This is a genomic window from Pseudomonas sp. Z1-12 (genome assembly GCF_051132015.1).
GTDB lineage: Bacteria > Pseudomonadota > Gammaproteobacteria > Pseudomonadales > Pseudomonadaceae > Aquipseudomonas > Aquipseudomonas zanjanensis.
In genome coordinates, this window is sequence record NZ_CP071647.1 from 222,164 (window position 1) to 241,825 (window position 19,662).

At 61.5% G+C, this 19,662-nt stretch carries 18 protein-coding genes; 8 read left to right on the forward strand and 10 right to left on the reverse strand.

The window, feature by feature from the left end; genetic code table 11:
* Positions 1-227 precede the first annotated feature (227 nt).
* A complete protein-coding gene (gene mgrA, locus J3P85_RS00955; RefSeq protein ID WP_434704586.1) occupies positions 228-1,265 on the forward strand; it encodes an L-glyceraldehyde 3-phosphate reductase in 1,038 nt (345 codons plus the stop codon).
* Positions 1,266-1,463: 198 nt separating this feature from the next.
* On the opposite strand, the gene tauD is transcribed toward mgrA, so the two are convergent.
* From tauD to J3P85_RS00990, 7 genes are all read right to left on the reverse strand, one after another.
* Positions 1,464-2,306, reverse strand: a complete 843-nt coding sequence (tauD, locus tag J3P85_RS00960) for a taurine dioxygenase (protein WP_434704587.1) — start codon at positions 2,304-2,306, stop codon at positions 1,464-1,466.
* A gap of 52 nt (positions 2,307-2,358) precedes the next feature.
* Positions 2,359-3,198 carry a taurine ABC transporter permease TauC gene (gene tauC / locus J3P85_RS00965; RefSeq protein WP_434704588.1) on the reverse strand — a complete coding sequence of 280 codons (840 nt, stop codon included), beginning with the start codon at positions 3,196-3,198 and terminating at the stop codon, positions 2,359-2,361.
* Positions 3,195-3,989, reverse strand: a complete 795-nt coding sequence (tauB, locus tag J3P85_RS00970; protein ID WP_434704589.1) for a taurine ABC transporter ATP-binding subunit — start codon at positions 3,987-3,989, stop codon at positions 3,195-3,197. The genes tauC and tauB overlap by 4 nt, the downstream gene beginning before the upstream one ends.
* Positions 3,990-4,009: 20 nt before the next feature.
* Positions 4,010-4,987, reverse strand: a complete 978-nt coding sequence (tauA, locus tag J3P85_RS00975; protein ID WP_434704591.1) for a taurine ABC transporter substrate-binding protein — start codon at positions 4,985-4,987, stop codon at positions 4,010-4,012.
* Positions 4,988-5,234: 247 nt separating this feature from the next.
* A complete protein-coding gene (gene gshA, locus J3P85_RS00980; RefSeq protein ID WP_434704592.1) occupies positions 5,235-6,818 on the reverse strand; it encodes a glutamate--cysteine ligase in 1,584 nt (527 codons plus the stop codon).
* A 269-nt stretch (positions 6,819-7,087) separates the two neighbouring features.
* Positions 7,088-7,471, reverse strand: a complete 384-nt coding sequence (locus J3P85_RS00985) for a PaaI family thioesterase (RefSeq protein ID WP_250961837.1) — start codon at positions 7,469-7,471, stop codon at positions 7,088-7,090.
* Entirely contained in the window at positions 7,471-9,795 is a 2,325-nt protein-coding gene (locus J3P85_RS00990) for a Tex family protein (RefSeq protein WP_434704593.1), read from the reverse strand. Before J3P85_RS00990 ends, J3P85_RS00985 begins: the two co-directional genes overlap by 1 nt.
* Positions 9,796-10,153: 358 nt before the next feature.
* Here J3P85_RS00990 and ompR point away from each other — a divergent pair, with 358 nt between their 5' ends.
* Together ompR and J3P85_RS01000 are read left to right on the forward strand one after the other, a co-directional pair.
* The gene (gene ompR / locus J3P85_RS00995; protein ID WP_003196691.1) at positions 10,154-10,894 is read left to right on the forward strand and encodes an osmolarity response regulator transcription factor OmpR; all 741 of its coding nucleotides are present in this window, start codon (positions 10,154-10,156) and stop codon (positions 10,892-10,894) included.
* A 114-nt stretch (positions 10,895-11,008) separates the two neighbouring features.
* Positions 11,009-12,322 (forward strand): ATP-binding protein, encoded by a 1,314-nt coding sequence (locus tag J3P85_RS01000; RefSeq protein ID WP_186707303.1) that lies wholly within the window; start codon positions 11,009-11,011, stop codon positions 12,320-12,322.
* A 164-nt stretch (positions 12,323-12,486) separates the two neighbouring features.
* On the opposite strand, the gene rimK is transcribed toward J3P85_RS01000, so the two are convergent.
* Entirely contained in the window at positions 12,487-13,392 is a 906-nt protein-coding gene (gene rimK, locus J3P85_RS01005; RefSeq protein WP_053117324.1) for a 30S ribosomal protein S6--L-glutamate ligase, read from the reverse strand.
* On the reverse strand, positions 13,389-13,811 hold the full coding sequence (locus J3P85_RS01010; protein ID WP_434706306.1) for an ATP-dependent zinc protease family protein: 423 nt from the start codon (positions 13,809-13,811) through the stop codon (positions 13,389-13,391). Before J3P85_RS01010 ends, rimK begins: the two co-directional genes overlap by 4 nt.
* Before the next feature lie 296 nt (positions 13,812-14,107).
* Between J3P85_RS01010 and J3P85_RS01015 the strand changes: the two genes are divergently transcribed.
* The 3 genes from J3P85_RS01015 to J3P85_RS01025 all read left to right on the forward strand — a co-directional run bounded on the left by J3P85_RS01015 (position 14,108) and on the right by J3P85_RS01025 (position 17,388).
* A complete protein-coding gene (locus J3P85_RS01015) occupies positions 14,108-14,512 on the forward strand; it encodes an RNA-binding S4 domain-containing protein (protein WP_434706307.1) in 405 nt (134 codons plus the stop codon).
* A gap of 250 nt (positions 14,513-14,762) precedes the next feature.
* Positions 14,763-15,665 (forward strand): Hsp33 family molecular chaperone HslO, encoded by a 903-nt coding sequence (gene hslO / locus J3P85_RS01020; RefSeq protein WP_186707302.1) that lies wholly within the window; start codon positions 14,763-14,765, stop codon positions 15,663-15,665.
* Between the two features lie 178 nt (positions 15,666-15,843).
* Positions 15,844-17,388, forward strand: a complete 1,545-nt coding sequence (locus J3P85_RS01025) for a phosphoenolpyruvate carboxykinase (protein ID WP_186707301.1) — start codon at positions 15,844-15,846, stop codon at positions 17,386-17,388.
* Between the two features lie 138 nt (positions 17,389-17,526).
* On the opposite strand, the gene J3P85_RS01030 is transcribed toward J3P85_RS01025, so the two are convergent.
* Positions 17,527-17,889: a DUF1493 family protein gene (locus tag J3P85_RS01030; protein ID WP_434704594.1), complete on the reverse strand. Its 363-nt coding sequence runs from the start codon at positions 17,887-17,889 to the stop codon at positions 17,527-17,529.
* A 187-nt stretch (positions 17,890-18,076) separates the two neighbouring features.
* On the opposite strand from J3P85_RS01030, the gene J3P85_RS01035 reads away from it, so the two are divergent.
* A complete protein-coding gene (locus J3P85_RS01035) occupies positions 18,077-19,324 on the forward strand; it encodes a colicin E3/pyocin S6 family cytotoxin (RefSeq protein ID WP_434704595.1) in 1,248 nt (415 codons plus the stop codon).
* A gap of 7 nt (positions 19,325-19,331) precedes the next feature.
* Positions 19,332-19,586 carry a colicin E3-like toxin immunity protein gene (locus J3P85_RS01040; RefSeq protein ID WP_434704596.1) on the forward strand — a complete coding sequence of 85 codons (255 nt, stop codon included), beginning with the start codon at positions 19,332-19,334 and terminating at the stop codon, positions 19,584-19,586.
* Positions 19,587-19,662 lie beyond the last annotated feature (76 nt).

Below are 19,662 nucleotides of genomic sequence, written 5' to 3' on the forward strand. Positions count from 1 at the left end.
CGCAGCAGTCGTAAAATCAAACAACGCGTTCTGCCTGTCAGCATGCTGGGGCCCTGCTGCGCAGGCCAGCGGGAGCAAGCTCCCTCGCCACGGGTTCTGGGTTGTCTGGGCAGATACGTTCGCGAGCAAGCTCGCTCCCACACCTGATTCGCGAACTTTCCGCCTGACCGAGGCGTCTGTGAAATGTTAGTTTCTGCCTCCAGCCGTCCGAACAGAGAGCCTTTTCGATGACCTACACCGCTGCGCAAAACCGCTACGAGTCCATTCCTTACCGCCGCGTCGGGCGCAGCGGGCTGGTGCTGCCGGCATTGTCGCTGGGGTTGTGGCATAACTTTGGCGACAGCACGCCCATCGACACCCAGCGAACCTTGCTGCGCACGGCGTTCGACCTGGGTATCAACCATTTCGACCTGGCGAACAATTACGGCCCGCCCTACGGCAGCGCCGAGATCAATTTCGGCCGCTTGCTACGCGAAGATTTCAAGCAGTACCGCGATGAGTTGATCATCTCCAGCAAGGCCGGTTGGGACATGTGGCCGGGGCCTTATGGCCAGGGCGGGGGCTCGCGCAAATATGTGCTGGCCAGCCTCGACCAGAGCCTGCAGCGCCTGGGGCTGGACTATGTGGATATCTTTTATTCCCACCGTTTCGACCCCGATACGCCCCTGGAAGAAACCGCCAGTGCGCTGGCCACTGCGGTGCAGCAGGGCAAGGCGCTGTACATCGGCATTTCCTCGTATTCCGGAGTGAAGACCCGGGAAATGGCGGCGCTACTCAAGGAATGGAAAGTCCCATTGCTGATTCACCAGCCGGCCTACAACCTGCTCAACCGCTGGGTGGAAAAAGACCTGCTGGATGCCACCGAGGAATTGGGTACGGGTGTGATCGCCTTCACGCCATTGGCCCAAGGCCTGCTGACCGACAAGTACCTCAAGGGTGTTCCGGCCGATGCCCGGGTGAATCGTCCGGGGGGCGGTTCGTTGCAGGCTTCGCACTTGTCGCAGGAGAACCTTGCCCACGTGCGAGCGCTCAATGAGATCGCCCAGCGACGCGGCCAGAGCCTGGCCCAGATGGCCCTGGCCTGGACTTTGCGCGACCCACGGATCACCTCCGCCCTGATCGGCGCCAGCCGGCCGGAGCAGATCATCGAGAACGTCGCGGCGTTGCAGAATTTGAATTTCAGCGCCGACGAACTGGCCGAGATCGACCGGTTTGCCCAGGAAGGCGGGATCAATCTTTGGGAGAAGCCTTCGTCGGCTGAGTAACGCAAGTAGGGTGCACACAAATCCCTGTGGCGAGGGAGCTTGCTCCCGCTGGGCCGCGAAGCGACCCCAAACCCATTCAACACTGCGTATCAGGAAAAGCAGTGGGACAGGTTTTGCGACTGCTGCGCAGTCGAGCGGGAGCAAGCTCCCTCGCCACGGGGATATGCGTTACCCCGGAAAACCATTCGGGCAAGACACTCACCTGAAAAACGGTACATCCCCCAACACCGTCGCCCGGTGCATCACCCGCCGGGCAGGGCGGTAGTCGTCCACGGCAAAATGCTGGGTGACGCGGTTGTCCCAGAACGCCACGTCGTTGACCTGCCAGCGCCAGCGCAGGGTGAACTCCGGGCGGGTGGCGTGGGCGAAGAGCAGTTTCAGGATCACCTCGCTCTCGGTGTCCGACAGCTCGTTGATGCGCGTGGTGAAGCCTTCATTGACGAACAGCGACCGTCGCCCGCTCACCGGATGAGTGCGGATCACCGGATGGGACAGCGGCGGGTTTTTTCGCCGTGCTTCTTCCCAGCGCGCGAGGTCCTCGGCGCTATTGCCAAACCGCTCCAACGGAAACGAGCGGGTGAAATCGTGGGTCGCCGTCAGGCCTTCCAGCAAACGTTTCATAGGCGTCGACAAGGCTTCGTAGGCGGCGATGCCACTGGCCCACAACGTATCGCCACCCACCGTCGGTAGCAGCTTGGCACTGAGCACCGCGCCCAGGGCGGGCGTCGGGAGAAAGGTCACGTCGGTGTGCCACACGGCGTTGTCGCGCACATCGGTGGCGGCGGTGTCGAGCACCAATACTTCGGGCTGCTCCGGCACGTTGGGGTAGATCGGATGAATGTGCAGGTCGCCAAAATACGCGGCGAAGCGTGCCTGCTGGGGCGGCTCGATCGGCTGGTCGCGGAAAAACAATACCTGATGCTCAAGCAGCGCCTGCTCAACGGTGTCGCGATCCGCCAGGCTCAGCGGCTGGCTGATGTCGATCCCATCGATCTGCGCGCCGAGGGCGGTGCTCAAAGGCGTAATGGTCGGACGGTTCATCGCAAAATGTTCTCGGTCTGGGGCGCCGAATGGTCGGCGTGGTCATTGGATATCAATGGGTCTGGCCGTGCCACGGCACCAGCTTGCGTTGCAGGGCGCGCAGGCCCATTTCCATGGCGAAGGCGATCAGTGCGATCACCAGGATGCCCAGCACCACCACGTCGGTAACGAGGAACTGCGCCGCCGACTGCACCATGAACCCCAGGCCACTGGTGGCGGCGATCAGTTCGGCGGCCACCAGCGTCGACCAACCCACGCCCAGGCCAATGCGAATGCCGGTGAGAATGTCCGGCAGGGCACTGGGCACGATCACATGGCGAATCAACTGAGCCCGCGTGGCACCCAACGATTGCGCCGCGCGCAGTTTGGCCCGATCGACCGTGCGCACGCCGGTGGCGGTGGCAATGGCAATCGGGGCGAAGATCGCCAGGTAGATCAGCAGCACCTTCGACAGCTCGCCGATGCCGCACCAGATCACGATCAACGGCAGGTACGCCAACGGTGGAATCGGCCGGTAGAACTCGATCAACGGATCGAGCACGCCGCGCGCGATGCGGTTGGCGCCGATGGCGATGCCCACCGGCACCGCCGTCAGCACCGCGAACAACAGTCCCAGGCCAATGCGTTCAAGGCTGGCGGCCAAGTGCTGCCAGAGGGTGGAATCCATGTAGCCGCGAGTCGCCAGCAGCCAGCCTTTTTCCAGCACGGCCGACGGTGAGGGCAGGAACAGCGGTTCGATCAGGCCGCTGGCGGTGACTGCCCACCAGATCGCCAGCAAGGCGATCAGGGTCAAGCCGCTGATCCAGCGCGTGCTCAGGTGGAGTCTCAAGACACGGGCCGTGGGCTTGGTCGCCGCGTCACGGACCACCGCTGGAATTTCATAGCTGCTCATGCGCGCTCCTGTGGCCGAGTGGCGCTGCGTTGGGAGAACACTTTGGCGAGCACATGCTCACGGGTTTCGATGAAGCGCGGGTCGGACTTGATCGACCGCGCCGATTCCCCGGCCCCGTAGCGCTGGCCGAAATCCAGGCTCAGGCGCTCGACGATCTGCCCCGGGTTCGGTGCCAGCAGAATCAAGTCAGTGGCAAGGAACACGGCTTCTTCAATGTCATGGGTGATCAGGAACACCGGCTTGGCGGTGCGCTGCCAGACCTGCAGCAACAGTTCCTGCATCTGCTCGCGGGTGAAGGCGTCCAGGGCACCGAACGGTTCGTCCATCAACAGCACGCGAGGGTCGGCCGCCAATGCCCGGGCCAGGCCAACACGTTGTTTCTGGCCGCCGGAGAGCTGCCAGACGCGGCGTTGCTCGAAGCCGGCCAGGTCCACCAGTGCCAGCATTTCCCGAGCCCGGGCTTCGCGCATTTGCTTGGCGACCCCGGCCAGTTCCAGGCCGAACCCAACGTTTGCCAACACGTCCTGCCAAGGCAGCAGCGCATCGTCCTGGAACACCACGCCGCGCTCGGCGCCCGGGCCCTTGACGGGTGTGCCGTCGAGGGTGATCTGTCCGGCGCTGGGCTCGACGAACCCGGCAATCAGGTTCAACAGCGAGGTCTTGCCGCTGCCGGACGGGCCGAGGGCAACCAGCAATTGCTTCGGCCCCAGGGTCAGGGATATATCCGCCAGCACCGGTTCCGTCGCGCCGGGGTACTGTGCGCTGATGCGCTCCAGCTGTAGCAAGGCCATCGCGTGTCTCCCTTTTTCGATCAGCGAGTGATGTATTTGGCGCTGACGTACGGTGTGTAGTCCGGCAGTACGGTGTCGACCTTGCCTTGCTCCTTCAGGAACGCCGCGGTGTCGGTGATGGCTTGGGTGGTCGGTGCGCCGAGGCTCACGACCTGATCGGCTGCCAGCGGGAAGACGTTGCCTTGCAGCAACAGCGGGATATCGCTGGCCTTGGCGCCGGAAAGCTTCACCAGTTTGTCAACGTTGGACGCATCGGCCAGCCAGGCCTGCGGGTCCTTGCGGTACTGGGCGTAGGCATCCAGGGTCACTTTAGCGAAGGCGGTGACAATCTCGGGATGCTTCTGGGCGAAGTCCTTGCGCACGATCCAGGCGTCGAAGGTCGGTGCGCCGAACTTGGCCAGCTCCGCGGAGGTGATCAGCACCTTGCCGTTTTCCTTGGCCACGCCCAGGGCCGGGTCCCAGACATAAGTGGCGTCGATGTCGCCACGCTTCCAGGCAGCGATGATGGCCGGTGGCGCCAAGTTGAGCACGGTGACTGTCGACGGGTCGATGTTCCAGTGTTTCAACGCGGCGAGCAGGCTGTAGTGGCCCGTGGAGACGAACGGCACGGCGATTTTCTTGCCGATCAGGTCTTTTGGCGAATTGATGCCGGAACCGTCACGCACCACCAAGGCTTCGGCGGCGCCGATCTGCGTGGCGATGAGGAAGGTTTCCACCGGGACCTGGCGGGTGATGGCCGCGGTCAACGGGCTGGAACCGAGGTAGCCGATCTGCACATCGCCCGAGGCGATGGCGGTGATGACGTCGGCGCCATTGTCGAACTTGCGCCAGTCGATCTTGGCTTGGGTGGCTTTTTCATAGGCGCCATCGGCCTGGGCGACTTTGGCCGGGTCGACGGTGGTCTGGTAAGCGACGGTCAGGTCGGCCGCCTGGGCAAAAAGACTCGTTGCAGCCAGGGAGGCGGCTGCGAGAAGGCGAAGGGGGAAGCGCAAAGACATGGGGAAGCTCCTCAACAGGCCGCCGGGAGTTCGGCGTTGGGGGAGACTAAATGATCTAAGAATTAGAAAATAAATAACTTTTTCGAATGAGCTTATTTTCGAAAAAATCTATCAAGAGCGGCCCGGAACCGTTGTGGCGAGGGAGCTTGCTCCCGCTGGACTGCGCAGCAGGCCCGTTTTTACGACTGCTGCGCAGCCGAGCGGGAGCAAGCTCCCTCGCCACAAAAGCGTTCTTGCCAGCGGGGTGTCAGTTGCTGATCGCCAGGATGCTCGCCTGATACGAGCCCACGAACACATCGAAATCCCCCACCTCGTTCTGTTCCAGCTCGGCCTGCTGGACCAATGACTTACGGGCAGTTTCCTCGAACGTCGCTTGTTCTTGGGCAGGCAACGGCTCGGCGCGGAAGAATTCGGCGTGGGCCTTGCTCTGGCGCAGGGAGAACTGGGCGAAGCTTTCCTGGTGTTCGGCCATGGCGGCCAGCACCTGGGCGGAAGGGGTCAAGGACGGATCGCGGACTTTCGCCAGTTGCGCGTCCAGGGCCTGGCGGTGGGCATCGCCACCCTGGCTCTGGTCGAGCAGCGAGGCCAGTGGGGCAATTTTTTCCAGCAATTCGACGGCCCAGGCCTGCATATCCACCGCTTGGCCCTGACGCTGCAATTGCAGGCCAGGTTTGCGGCCTTCCTTGACCACGGTCAGGAAGTTGCTGGTGGCGTTGCCGCATTCGTTGTTTTCCAGCTGCGGGCTGTCGTTGAGGCCGCAATACAGCAGGAACGCATCGAGGAAGCGCGACTCGGTGAGATCGATGCCCATCGGCAGGAACGGGTTGATGTCCAGGCAACGCACTTCGACGTACTGGATACCCCGGGCCATCAAGGCCTGGATCGGCCGCTCGCCGGTGTATGTCACGCGTTTGGGGCGGATGTTGGAGTAGTACTCGTTTTCGATCTGCAGGATGTTGGTGTTGAGCTGCACCCACTCGCCGTTCTGGTGCGTGCCGACTTCGACGTACGGCGCGTAGGGCGTCGCCACCGCTTTGCGCAGGCTGTCGGTGTAGCTCGCCAGGTCGTTGTAGCACGGCGTGAGGCCGGCTTGGGCGTTGCTTTGGTAACCCAGGTCGCTCATGCGCAGGCTGGTGGCGTAGGGCAGGTACAAGGTGTCCTGGTCCAACTGCTCCAACTGGTGCGGACGGCCTCGCAGGAAACCGATGTCCAGGGCCGGCGAGGCACCGAACAGGTACATCAGCAACCAGCTGTAGCGGCGGAAATTGCGGATCAGCGCGATGTAGGCCGACGACTGGAAGTCACGGTCGCTCACATCGGCGGCTTCGTCCTGCCTGAGCAGCGGCCAGAGTTTTTCCGGCAGGGAAAAGTTGTAGTGGATCCCGGCAATGCATTGCATGGTCTTGCCGTAGCGCAGGGCCAGGCCCTGGCGATAGACGTACTTGAGCCGACCGATATTCGAGGTGCCGTAATACGCGATCGGGATGTCTTCTTCCGCCGGCAACGGGCACGGCATCGAGGGGCTCCACAAATACTCGTCGCCGAGCTTGCTGTAGGCGAACCGGTGGATCTTGTCGAGGCTGCGCAGGGTATCGGCCGGGTCGGCCAGGGCCGGCGTGATGAATTCCAGCAGCGACTCGGAATAGTCGGTGGTGATCTGTTCGTTGGTCAGCGCCGAACCCAGGGCCTTGGGATGCGGGGTCTGCGCCAGGCGCCCATCGCCAGTGACGCGCAGGCATTCACGCTCGATGCCGTGCAGGCACTGTTCGAGCAGGGAGAGGTTGGCGCGCTCGCCGAGCAGGGCCAGGCGGCGGTTTAAAAGGTCGCTCAAGTTGAATTCCTTCACGCGTCAGTCGCCCCAATATGGGGGTGGGCAAGACGGTCTACAAGGGTGAAGTTGAAACTGGCGTTTTCGCCTGGTTTTTGTGCCAAAGGCGAGCCACCGCAACCTTACTGTGGGAGCGAGCTTGCTCGCGATAGCGGCGGATCAGCAACGTTGATCTTGACTGATCCTGCGCAATCGCGAGCAAGCTCGCTCCCACAGGAAAGCTTGGCACCGCATTCATGGCATCGAAATTAACTCAAATCGATGACAGGGAGCTATAGGACAGCGAACGTGCCTTGCGCTTTTGCGACCAGTTTGTCGCCTTGCACCACCTCGGCCTCGACCACCAGCGTGCGCCGGCCGGGGTGGATGACCCGGGCGGTGCACAACACGTCGCCGTCGGACACGGCGCGAATGTAGTTGATCTTGCATTCGATGGTCGCGCTCTGCTGGTCAAAGCCATGGACACTGGAGCAGGCCAGTCCCATGGCAATGTCCACCAAGCTGAACAGCGCGCCGCCGTGCAGCTTGCCGCCGCGGTTGCGCAGCGGCGGCTCGAGGCTCAGGGCAACTTGCGCCACCCCATCCCCAAGGCTCTGCAGACGGCAGCCGAGCAGCTTGAAGAACGCGCTCTCCACCAATCCGGCCGGTGCGTCCATCAGCGTTTCTTCAACTGCTTGGCGTTGGCAAACAACGAAGCCATGGCGTTGTTCGCCGGGGCTGCGGTGGCGGTTTCCTTGCGTGGCGCGGTGTTTTGCGACTGGCGTGGCGTCGAGCCAGGACGCGCACCACGGGCACCGTCGATTTTCTCGCCCGGTGTGTCGCTCATGCGCATCGACAGGCCGACGCGTTTGCGCGGGATGTCGACTTCCATGACCTTCACTTTCACCACATCACCGGCCTTCACCGCTTCGCGCGGGTCCTTGATGAACTTCTCGGACAAGGCCGAGATGTGCACCAGGCCGTCCTGGTGCACGCCGATGTCGACGAAGGCACCGAAGTTGGTGACGTTGGTCACCACGCCTTCGAGGATCATGCCCGGTTGCAGGTCCTTGAGGTCTTCGACGCCGTCCTGGAACTCGGCGGTCTTAAACTCGGGACGTGGGTCGCGGCCCGGTTTCTCCAGTTCTTGCAGGATGTCGGTCACGGTCGGCAGGCCGAAGGTTTCGTCGGTGAATTTCTTCGGATCCAGGCGCTTGAGGAACGCGGCGTCACCGATCAGCGAGCGGATGTCGCGGTCGGTCTGGGCGGCGATACGTTGCACCAGCGGGTAGGCTTCAGGGTGGACTGCCGACGAATCCAGAGGATTGTCGCCATTCATGACTCGCAGGAAACCGGCGGCCTGTTCGAAGGTTTTCTCGCCCAGGCGTGGGACCTTCTTCAGCGCGGCGCGGGTCTTGAACGCGCCGTGTTCGTCACGGTGGGTGACGATGTTCTGCGCCAGCGTGGCGTTCAGGCCGGAAATGCGCGCCAACAGCGCCACCGAAGCGGTGTTCACGTCCACGCCCACGGCGTTCACGCAATCTTCCACCACGGCGTCCAGGCCGCGCGCCAGTTTCAGTTGGGAGACGTCGTGCTGGTACTGGCCGACACCGATGGATTTAGGGTCGATCTTCACCAGCTCTGCCAGTGGATCCTGCAGGCGACGGGCGATGGACACCGCGCCACGGATCGACACGTCCAGGTCCGGGAATTCCTTGGAAGCCAGTTCCGACGCCGAGTAAACCGAAGCGCCGGCCTCGGAGACCATGACCTTGGTCATCTTCATGGCTGGGTATTTCTTGATCAGCTCGGCGGCCAGCTTGTCGGTCTCACGGCTGGCGGTGCCGTTGCCGATGGCGATCAGGTCCACCGAATGCTTGGCGCACAGGGCGGCGAGTACGGCGAGGGTCTGGTCCCACTTGTTGTGCGGCACGTGCGGGTAGACCGTGGCGTGGTCCAGCAGTTTGCCGGTGGAATCCACTACGGCCACCTTGCAACCGGTGCGCAGGCCCGGGTCAAGGCCCAGGGTGGCGCGCGGCCCGGCCGGCGCGGCCAGCAGCAGGTCGTGCAGGTTGTGGGCGAACACGTTGATCGCCTCGGTCTCGGCGTTATCGCGCAACTCGCCCAGTAGGTCGGTTTCCAGATGGGTGTAGAGCTTGACCTTCCAGGTCCAGCGCACCACTTCGGCCAGCCATTTGTCGGCGGCGCGGTTCTGGTTCTGGATGCCAAACTGCTGGCCGATCATGCCTTCGCACGGGTGCATGGTGCCGGGCAGTTCTTCGCCGACCTTCAGCGCAGAACTGAGGATGCCTTCGTTGCGACCACGGAAAATCGCCAGGGCGCGGTGGGACGGCATGCTCTTGAGCGGTTCGTCGTGTTCGAAGTAGTCGCGGAACTTCGCGCCTTCGTCTTCCTTGCCGGCGATGACCCGGGCGCTGAGGGTGGCTTCCTGCTTGAGGTAGTTGCGCAGCTTTTCCAGCAGGTTGGCGTCTTCGGCGAAACGCTCCATGAGGATGTACTTGGCGCCTTCCAGCGCCGCCTTCACGTCCGCCACGCCTTTTTCGGCATCGACGAAGCGCGCGGCTTCGGTTTCCGGGGCCAGGGTCGGGTCGTTGAACAGGCCGTCGGCCAGCTCGCCGAGGCCGGCTTCCAGGGCGATCTGGCCCTTGGTGCGGCGCTTTTGCTTGTAGGGCAGGTACAAGTCTTCGAGACGGGTCTTGGTGTCGGCCAACTTGATGTCGCGCTCGAGTTGCGGGGTCAGCTTGCCCTGCTCCTGGATGCTGGCAAGGATGCTGATGCGCCGTTCGTCGAGTTCTCGCAGGTAGCGCAGGCGCTCTTCCAGATGCCGCAATTGGGTGTCATCGAGGCTGCCGGTCACTTCTTTCCGGTAACGGGCGATGAAAGGCACTGTGGAGCCTTCATCGAGTAGCGCGACGGCCGCTTCGACCTGCTGTGGGCGTACACCGAGTTCCTCGGCGATGCGGCTGTTGATGCTGTCCATAAAACCACCTGACAAATTGTGAAATCAGGCTCGCCACCGCGCAAACGGGGCTCGGCGAGACTGGTTGAGCGGCCTGGCATGCGCCGCTGCCTGGGTCAAAAGGCTGCCTGTTGACCCGCGAAATTCAAAAAGTGCTGCCTGGCCAAAGATAATAAGGCGCGGCGCCGATCCGGCGATCCGGTCTGCCCTGGCACAAAGGGCCGCGCATTATAACCAGCGTTCCGCTGTTCGGGGGCGTTGTGGAATGTGGCTTTGATGGGCGGTTTGCTGGAGATAGAGGAAAAATCTGCTAACAATGCACACGGTGCGTATAACGGCAGCTAAGCCATAATGCGCGCCAAGATCAAAGGAGCTTCCTATGAGCAGCACTGCACAAACTGCTGAAGGCGAAAAAATTCTGATTGTTGACGACGATCCAGGGCTGAGCAGCCTGCTGGAGCGTTTTTTCGTCAGCAAGGGCTACCGCGCCCGCACCGTCCCGAACACTGAGCAAATGGACCGGTTGCTGGCCCGTGAAGTGTTCAACCTGGTCGTACTCGACCTGATGCTACCCGGCGAAGACGGCCTGACTGCCTGCCGCCGCCTGCGCGGCGCCAACAACCAGATCCCGATCATCATGCTCACCGCCAAGGGCGACGAGCTGAGCCGTATCAAGGGCCTTGAACTGGGCGCCGACGATTACCTGGCCAAGCCGTTCAACCCCGACGAGCTGATGGCCCGCGTCAAGGCGGTGCTGCGTCGCCAGTCGGCACCGGTGCCGGGTGCGCCGGGCAGCGAAGACGAAAGCGTGACCTTCGGCGACTATGAACTGTCCCTGGCCACCCGCGAGCTCAAGCGCGGCGATGAGGTCCACATGCTCACCACCGGTGAGTTCGCCGTGCTCAAGGCCCTGGTGATGAACGCCCGCCAGCCGCTGACCCGCGACAAACTGATGAACCTGGCCCGTGGCCGTGAGTGGGATGCGCTGGAGCGCTCCATCGACGTGCAGATTTCCCGCCTGCGCCGGATGATCGAACCCGATCCTTCCAAGCCGCGGTACATCCAGACCGTCTGGGGCGTAGGTTACGTGTTCGTGCCGGATGGCGCCGCCAGCAAGTGATCGGCGATTTGTAGGAGCGGGTGGCCTGGCCGGTTGAAATGTCTTCTTCCAGGCGACTCGCGGTCTGTCATTGTGCGAGCATCGTTCGCTCCTGCAAGTGTGTAGCGGTTATTCATGAAAACCCCCGTGTGGTTCCCCCAGAGTTTCTTCTCCCGCACCCTCTGGCTGGTGCTGATCGTCGTGCTCTTCTCCAAGGCACTGACGTTGGTGTACCTGCTGATGAACGAAGACGTGCTCGTGGATCGGCAGTACAGCCATGGTGTTGCTCTGACCCTGCGGGCTTATTGGGCGGCGGACGAAACCAACCGGGCGAAAATCGCCGAGGCGGCGACGCTGATCCGCGTCGTCGGTGCCGGTGTGCCGGTGGGCGAGCAGCACTGGCCGTACAGCGAGATTTATCAGCGCCAGATGCAGGCCGAACTGGGCGCCGACACCGAGGTGCGATTGCGCATGCATTCGCCGCCGGCGCTTTGGGTGCGAGCCCCGAGCCTGGGGGATGGCTGGCTGAAGGTGCCGCTGTATCCGCATCCGCTGCGCGGTCAGAAAATCTGGAACGTGCTCGGCTGGTTCCTGGCCATCGGCCTGCTGTCGACCGCGTCGGCGTGGATCTTCGTCAGCCAGCTCAACCAACCGTTGAAGCGCCTGGTCTACGCCGCTCGGCAACTGGGCCAGGGGCGCAGCGTGCGGCTGCCCATCAGCGATACGCCCAGCGAGATGACTGAGGTCTACCGTGCCTTCAACCAGATGGCCGAGGATGTGGAACAGGCCGGGCGCGAGCGCGAATTGATGCTTGCGGGCGTCTCCCACGACCTGCGTACGCCGCTGACCCGGCTGCGGCTGTCGCTGGAGTTGATGGGTGAGCACACCGACCTGACCGACGAGATGGTCCGCGATATCGAGGATATGGACGCGATTCTCGACCAGTTCCTGGCGTTCATTCGCGACGGACGTGATGAGTCCGTGGAAGAGGTGGACCTCAGCGAGTTGGTGCGGGAAGTGGTCGCGCCCTATAACCAGAACGACGAGAAAGTGCAGTTGCGCCTGGAACCGATCCAGCCGTTTCCATTACGCCGGGTGTCGATGAAGCGTTTGCTGAACAACCTGATCGGCAATGCCCTGAACCATGCCGGTGCTGGCGTCGAAGTCGCCGCCTATGTCTCCGGCGACACCAGCGCGCCCTACGTGGTGCTGAGCGTCATGGACCGTGGCGCCGGCATCGATCCTTCGGAGCTGGAAGCCATCTTCAACCCCTTCACCCGGGGCGATCGCGCCCGTGGTGGGAAGGGCACGGGGCTGGGCCTGGCCATCGTCAAGCGCATCGCCTCGATGCACGGTGGCAACGTCGAGTTGCGCAACCGCGCCGGTGGTGGATTGGAAGCTCGGGTGCGGTTGCCGTTGGGCTTGATGCTGCCTCGGGATGCGGTGTAGCGATCTCTCTCAAGCAAGACAGGAAGCTGTGGGAGCGAGTCCTGTGGGAGCCGAGCTTGCTCGCGATAGCAGTGGATCAGTAAAGTTGATCTTGACTGACACACCGCTAACGCGAGCAAGCTCGGCTCCCACAAAAGCTAGCTCCCACAGGGGGGTGTGTTGAATTAACCCTTGCCCTTGGTCCGGGTCATGTTCGGCCCGCCATTCTTTTCCAGGTGCTCGATGATGATCCCCGCCACGTTCTTGTTCGTGGTGGTCTCGATGCCTTCCAGGCCCGGCGAGGAGTTGACCTCCATCACCAGCGGCCCGTGGTTGGAGCGCAGGATATCCACGCCGGCCACGGCCAGGCCCATGACCTTTGCGGCCCGTAGGGCGGTCATGCGCTCTTCCGGCGTGATCTTGATCAGGCTGGCGCTGCCGCCGCGATGCAGGTTGGAGCGGAACTCACCGGGCTTGGCCTGGCGTTTCATCGAGGCAATCACCTTGTCGCCGACCACGAAGCAGCGAATGTCTGCGCCCCCGGCTTCCTTGATGTATTCCTGGACCATGATGTTCTGCTTCAGGCCCATGAACGCTTCGATCACCGACTCCGCCGCCGTCGCGGTCTCACACAGGACCACGCCGATGCCCTGGGTGCCTTCCAGCACCTTGATCACCAGCGGTGCGCCGTTGACCATCGCAATCAGGTCGGGAATATCGTCGGGGGAGTGGGCAAAACCGGTGACCGGCAGGCCGATCCCGCGCCGTGACAGCAGCTGCAACGAGCGCAATTTGTCCCGGGAACGGGCGATGGCTACCGACTCGTTGAGGGGAAACACCCCCATCATTTCGAACTGGCGCAACACCGCGCAGCCATAGAACGTCACGGATGCGCCGATCCGCGGGATCACCGCGTCGAACCCTTCCAGCGGTTTGCCACGGTAATGGATCTGCGGCTTGTGGCTGGCGATGTTCATGTAGGCGCGCAGGGTGTCGATCACCACCATTTCATGGCCACGTTCGGTCCCTGCTTCGACCAAGCGACGGGTGGAATACAGACGCGGATTACGCGACAGCACAGCGATCTTCATGCAACACCTGTGGCAGAGGTAGTGGACACCGGGAATGCCGGCTTGTCTTGAACGTATTTGCTACCCGGATTGACCACCAATTGGCCGTCGATCAAGGCTTTGGAACCCAGTAACAGGCGATATCGCATGGATTTGCGGCAGGCCAGGGTGAACTCGACCCGCCAGATCCGGTCGCCCAGCGCCAACGTGGTGCTGATCACGTAGCGGACCTGCGCGTGACCGTTGGAACTCTTGATGGTCTTGCGCGCCACCAGCGGGGCTTCGCAACGGCGATGGCGCAACTGCACCACCGTGCCGAGGTGCGCGGTGAAGCGTACCCACTTTTCGCCATCGCGCTCGAAGGGTTCGATCTCAGTGGCATGCAGGCTGGAGGTGCTGGCCCCGGTGTCGATTTTTGCCCGCAGGCCCGCGACTCCCAGATCCGGGAGCGCCACCCACTCGCGCAGACCGACAACGGTCAAATGGTCAAAAATCTTCAATAAAAAAACCTGCGATCAGTGCATCGGATCGTGGACTCCGCGAATCGCGGTATTCACGCAGAATAATCACAAAATGGCGACAGTTATCTACGCACTTGTTTGTGCGTGTAACCGATTCCGACCCCAGCGATGCGTACGGCGTCGGTTTGACGGGCATTCTATCCGTCGGGCCGGATTCGTGCGCCCGACAAAAACGGTAGTACAGTTCCGGCTATTGGCAGAAAAGAGGAATGGCAGTGGCACAAAAAAAGGAAGAGGACGACAAGGTCCGTCTCGATAAATGGTTATGGGCGGCGCGATTCTACAAGACACGGGCCCTGGCCAAGACCGCCATCGAAAGCGGCAAGGTCCATCACCGCGGAGAGCGTTGCAAGCCGGGCAAGGAGCCACGTATCGGCGATGAGTTTGTCATCCGCACCGGGTTCGATGAAAAGACCGTGGTGGTCGAGGCCCTGTCGACCGTGCGGCGCGGCGCGCCTGAAGCACAGGCGCTGTATCGTGAAACCGAAGCCAGCATCGCCAAGCGCGAAGCCGCCGCCGCGCAACGCAAGGCCGGCGCCCTGGGGGTCAGCACCGACGGCAAACCGAGCAAGAAGCAGCGCCGGGACCTGTTCAAGTTTCATGGCAGCAACAACGAATAAAACATCGGTCATTCGAGTCTATCCGTGGCGAGGGAGCTTGCTCCCGCTGGGCTGCGCAGCGGCCCCAAAATCTTACGGTCGCTGCGCAACCGAGCGGGAGCAAGCTCCCTCGCCACAATGTGTCAGCCCTGCACATTCAGATGGGCGTCAGTCCCTTCCCGTCAGGCCAACCCAAGCCTTGCTTGGAACCCATCCTGAATGCCCCTAAAATGCCTGCCATCATTTGTCATCACTTCAGATACCAGACCCTATGACTGATTTACCGGATACCGACTACACCCAGCGTTTCATCTTCGATGACAGCGACGCCCGTGGCGAGCTGGTGGCGTTGGAGCGTAGCTACGCCGAAGTCCTCGCCAAGCACCCCTATCCGGAGCCGGTCGCACAAATGCTCGGCGAGCTGATGGCGGCCGCAGCGTTGCTGGTGGGCACCTTGAAATTCGATGGCTTGCTGATTCTCCAGGCGCGTTCCGAAGGTCCGGTGCCGCTGCTGATGATCGAGTGCTCCAGCGAGCGTGAGATCCGTGGCCTGGCCCGGTATGACGCCGAACAGATCGCGCCCGACGCCACCCTGGCCGACATGATGCCCAACGGCGTGCTGGCCCTGACGGTCGATCCGACCCAAGGCCAGCGTTACCAGGGCATCGTCGATCTGGACGGGGCAACCCTGGCTGAATGCTTCACCAACTACTTCGTCATGTCCCAGCAGACCAATACCCGCTTCTGGCTCTACGCCGACGGGCGGCGCGCACGTGGTTTGCTGCTGCAACAGCTGCCTGCCGATCGCCTGCGTGACCCGGAAGAACGTGATGCCAGCTGGCAGCACATCACCGCTCTGGCCAGCACCTTGAGCGCCGATGAGCTACTGGGCCTGGACAACGAAACGGTGCTGCATCGCCTCTACCACGAAGAGCAGGTGCGCTTGTTCGACGGCCAGCCGTTGCGCTTCCAATGCAGTTGCTCTCGTGAACGTTCCGGCAATGCGCTGGTCAGTCTGGGTCTGGAAGATGCGCAGCAACTGGTGATCGAGCATGGCGGCGCCATCGAAGTCGACTGCCAGTTCTGCAACGAACGCTACCTGTTCGACGCGGCGGACATCGCTCAATTGTTCGCCGGTGCGGGTGTCGACACACCGTCAGATACTCGACACTAAAACGGTTCAGCGCAGGTAAATCTCCTGGCAAACGCCGGATTTACGCCGTACTGACGGGAGGGCCCTACTCTTTTTGGGGTTTTCTGGCATAATCCGGCCCACTTTTTTCGGGTAGTAGTGCGCGACTTCCTACTACAAAACGTTTGGAGCACTCGGCCACGGGCCGACGGGGAATCTCATGACGCAAGCCAATAACGCCGTGTACACCGATCTGAGTGTCGATGATCTGGTCAAAGAAGCCCTGAATCGCGGTGAAGGCGAGCTTGCCGATACTGGCGCGCTGGTTGTCCGTACCGGTCATCGTACCGGTCGCTCGCCAGTCGACCGTTTCATTGTGGAAGAGCCAACCACCCAGGACGCCATCGCCTGGGGCCCGATCAACCGCAAGTTCCCGGCCGACAAGTTCGATGCCCTGTGGAGCCGCGTTGAGGCCTACCTGGGCGAGCGTGAGCGTTTTGTATCCCATGTGCATGTAGGCTCCGATCCTGCGCACTACCTGCCGGTCAAGATGACCACCGAGACGGCGTGGCACAACCTGTTCGGCCGTTGCCTGTTCATCAACCCCGAGCAGTACAACGCCGGCGGCAAGGACGAATGGCAGATCCTCAACGCGCCGAATTTCGTTTGCGAGCCTGAGCGCGACGGCACCAACTCCGACGGCACCGTGATCATCAACTTCGCGGCCAAGAAAGTGCTGATCGCCGGCATGCGCTACGCCGGTGAGATGAAAAAAGCGCTGTTCTCCGTGCAGAACTTCCTGCTGCCGGCTGTTGACGTGCTGCCGATGCACTGCGCCGCGAACATGGGCGAAGAGGGCGATGTGACCCTGTTCTTCGGCTTGTCGGGCACCGGCAAGACCACCCTGTCCGCCGATGAAAGCCGTTACCTGATCGGTGACGACGAGCACGGCTGGGGCGTGGGCGTGGTCTTCAACATCGAAGGCGGTTGCTATGCCAAGTGCATCGACCTGTCCGAAAAGAACGAGCCGGTCATCTGGAAAGCCATCCAGCACGGTGCCGTACTGGAAAACGTCGTTCTGGACCCCGTCACCAAGAAAGCCGACTACGCCGACGACAGCCTGACCCAGAACAGCCGCGCCGCCTACCCGCGTGAGCTGATCGAAAAACGCGCACCGAAAAACCTCGGTGGCGAGCCAAACGCCGTGATCTTCCTGACCTGCGACCTGACCGGCGTGTTGCCGCCTGTGTCGATCCTCAGCGAAGAACAAGCCGCCTACCACTTCCTGTCCGGCTACACCGCACTGGTGGGCTCGACCGAAATGGGTTCGGGCAGCGGCATCAAGTCGACCTTCTCCACCTGCTTCGGCGCCCCGTTCTTCCCGCGTCCAGCCGGTGAATACGCTGAGCTGCTGATCAAGCGCATCCGCGGTTTCGGCTCCAAGGTCTACCTGGTCAACACCGGTTGGACCGGTGGTGGCTACGGCGTCGGCAAGCGCTTCAACATCCCGACCACCCGTGCTGTGATCGCAGCGATCCAGAGCGGCGCCCTGATCGGTGCTGAAACCGAACACCTGGACATCATCAACCTGGACGTGCCGCTGGCAGTTCCAGGCGTCGAGACTGGCCTGTTGAACCCACGCAACACCTGGGCCGACAAAGCCGCCTACGACGAAGCCGCCAAGGCATTGGCCGGTCTGTTCATCGAGAACTTCAAGAAGTTCGACGTGAGCGACGCGATCAAGGCGGCAGGTCCACAGCTGTAAGGCTTGGTTGGTGAATAAAAAACCGCCCTTTATGGGCGGTTTTTTTATGGGCGGTTAGTTAGGTGCGTAGGGGCTGGAAACTGTCATTATTCCAGCTGAAATCGAGCCAGACAGCCAGAATAATGCCACTTAAGGTGCTCAAATCACCTCGTTCTCCTCCACTTCCCGCGTATCCCATTTCTGTGCCTTGATCGCCTTGTAAAGCATGCCGATGGTCAGTGGCAGCTTGTTCCCCCGGCCCTTGGCCCTGCGCTTTTGAAACACATCGAACCCTTCAGGCAGAAAATAGCGGTAGGCGTCGTAGTCGATGAACTCGATGGCGAACCGTTCCTCCACTGCTTCCATCAGATGCCGGGCGTCCGCGCCGTCACAACCCCAGTCGAGATTGATCGCGGTGTCCAGGCGAATCGTCTTGCGTTCAGGCAGGCCGATTTCTTCGTGGAGCAGCTCCATGAGCTGGCGCATGGCGTGATCGTCGGGGAAGTCTGGGGCGAGATGCATGGCGAAGTTCCGGGGTGTTGGAGTGAGTTCGTCTGGAGGGAAAGTTTAGGGGGAATCGCTGGCCATTGGAAAAAGAAGAAAGGTCTCACAGTGGTCTCGGAACCGTCTGCTGAGTATTTCCCTGGCCGCTCGGTAAGGTTCGCCACGCCCTTTTATGGGGGTTAACGGCGACCAAGCAGGGATGAGCATGACGAAAGGGAAGGCCGGTGTTCCGCAGGTCTGGGAGCATTACGGTGGCGATCGGGGCTACAGGATCCTGCGGGACATGACCCCCAGCGAATTGGCAAAAAGAGAGGCCGATCAACAGGCCTATGAGGCCATGCTCGCCAGGCAGACGGCGTACATGAGCGAGCGTCTGACCCAGGTCCACGAAGCATCACCTTCCGACGTGAAGGGCTGTGTATTTGCAAAGTCCTGCAAGCTGCCTGACTCGGTGATCGACCATCACAACCCGAGCGGCTACATCCCGACTGAAGCCCTGAGGGAGTACGGCCAATTTACCTTGTTGGGTGGGCGCCAAGCTGACGAGTCAGGGCGCATTCAGCTTAAGAGTATCAGTGGGGCGTTGCCGGCAAGCTTCGGCACGTTTGCCTTGGGTAGGACGATGCCGGTTTCCCTTGGCGTGGCGGCGGGGGCTGCTGGCGCGGTCACTGCACCCGTGGCGGCGGGTGTACTGATCGGCTTGGTGGGGCTGCTGACGCCCACGAGCCTGGGTGACGGTTCGTTGTACACCGAAGAGCAACTGCGTTCCCTGGAGCAGGCACGTACGCGGGTACGGTTGCATGTGGAAACCCAGGCCGATGGCACGCTCAAGGGATACGGCTATAACACCCAGGCACGACGTGATTGGGAAATGATCCCGGTGGTGACGTTCCAGGCTCGCGGCGAGCAACAAGTGGCGGACTTTGGCGATGGGGTCGAGTTGATCTGGACGCCTGCGGTCGATCCCTCCGCGACGTTGGGCATCCCGGCGCTGGAGGCCGCGCCACAGGCTCCGCACATCTGGATTTTTCCGCCGACACCTGCGGCGGACAGCATCATCGTCAACCCGATTTATCCGCCGGAGTACAAGGATTTCATTCTTGTGTTTCCGGCGGATTCTGGGGTTTCGCCGTTGTATGTTGTTTTCAACATTCGGCGCAAAGGGCTGCCCGAGGCGGGGCATGATTATCACAGGGCACCGAAGACAGAGGAAATTACTGGCTTTTCTGACTTACAGATCGCAAAACAAAAGACGCCTCGCCAGGGAGGCGGTGGCTTTCGGGAGCGCTGGACCGACAAAAAAGGGAGAACTATTTATGAGTGGGACTTCATGCACGGCGAGCTAGAGGCATACCGTGCAAGCGATGGGAGCCATCTAGGTTCTTACGATTATTTAACGGGCGAGCAAATTGATCCCCCTAAACGAAATCGTAATATAAAAAAATATTTGTGAGGAGCGTATGGGGTTAAAACTGAAGTTGAGTTGGTATGACAAAAAAACTGAGCTCGGGGAGGGGCGTGAGTACTCGAAAGATTTCGGCGACGACCCTTGGGTGCTTGATGCTCTTGGAGTTCCTGTGGAGGACAATATTAATGTCGGTGGTTTCAACGTAAATGTTGAGTGGGCTGAGATACTACAGCCACATTTCGAACATGCTTTGGATTTGTCGATGTATGACTACCAAGTATCTTTTGATTATCGGGATGTTTGGTAATCATCATGCTTGAGTACAACCGCCAACGCCGCGAGGTCGTGGATCCCTTCGCATTTCCCGTGGTTTCCTGAATCAG

Coding starts and splice junctions, on each gene's coding strand:
- ompR (WP_003196691.1), top strand. CDS start 10,154: ATGAGCAGCACTGCACAAACTGCTGAAGGCGAAAAAATTCTGATTGTT.
- tauD (WP_434704587.1), bottom strand. CDS start 2,306: ATGAACCGTCCGACCATTACGCCTTTGAGCACCGCCCTCGGCGCGCAG.
- J3P85_RS01035 (WP_434704595.1), top strand. CDS start 18,077: ATGACGAAAGGGAAGGCCGGTGTTCCGCAGGTCTGGGAGCATTACGGT.
- J3P85_RS01025 (WP_186707301.1), top strand. CDS start 15,844: ATGACGCAAGCCAATAACGCCGTGTACACCGATCTGAGTGTCGATGAT.
- J3P85_RS01030 (WP_434704594.1), bottom strand. CDS start 17,889: ATGCATCTCGCCCCAGACTTCCCCGACGATCACGCCATGCGCCAGCTC.
- J3P85_RS01040 (WP_434704596.1), top strand. CDS start 19,332: ATGGGGTTAAAACTGAAGTTGAGTTGGTATGACAAAAAAACTGAGCTC.
- tauC (WP_434704588.1), bottom strand. CDS start 3,198: ATGAGCAGCTATGAAATTCCAGCGGTGGTCCGTGACGCGGCGACCAAG.
- hslO (WP_186707302.1), top strand. CDS start 14,763: ATGACTGATTTACCGGATACCGACTACACCCAGCGTTTCATCTTCGAT.
- tauA (WP_434704591.1), bottom strand. CDS start 4,987: ATGTCTTTGCGCTTCCCCCTTCGCCTTCTCGCAGCCGCCTCCCTGGCT.
- rimK (WP_053117324.1), bottom strand. CDS start 13,392: ATGAAGATCGCTGTGCTGTCGCGTAATCCGCGTCTGTATTCCACCCGT.
- J3P85_RS00990 (WP_434704593.1), bottom strand. CDS start 9,795: ATGGACAGCATCAACAGCCGCATCGCCGAGGAACTCGGTGTACGCCCA.
- tauB (WP_434704589.1), bottom strand. CDS start 3,989: ATGGCCTTGCTACAGCTGGAGCGCATCAGCGCACAGTACCCCGGCGCG.
- mgrA (WP_434704586.1), top strand. CDS start 228: ATGACCTACACCGCTGCGCAAAACCGCTACGAGTCCATTCCTTACCGC.
- J3P85_RS00985 (WP_250961837.1), bottom strand. CDS start 7,471: ATGGACGCACCGGCCGGATTGGTGGAGAGCGCGTTCTTCAAGCTGCTC.
- J3P85_RS01000 (WP_186707303.1), top strand. CDS start 11,009: ATGAAAACCCCCGTGTGGTTCCCCCAGAGTTTCTTCTCCCGCACCCTC.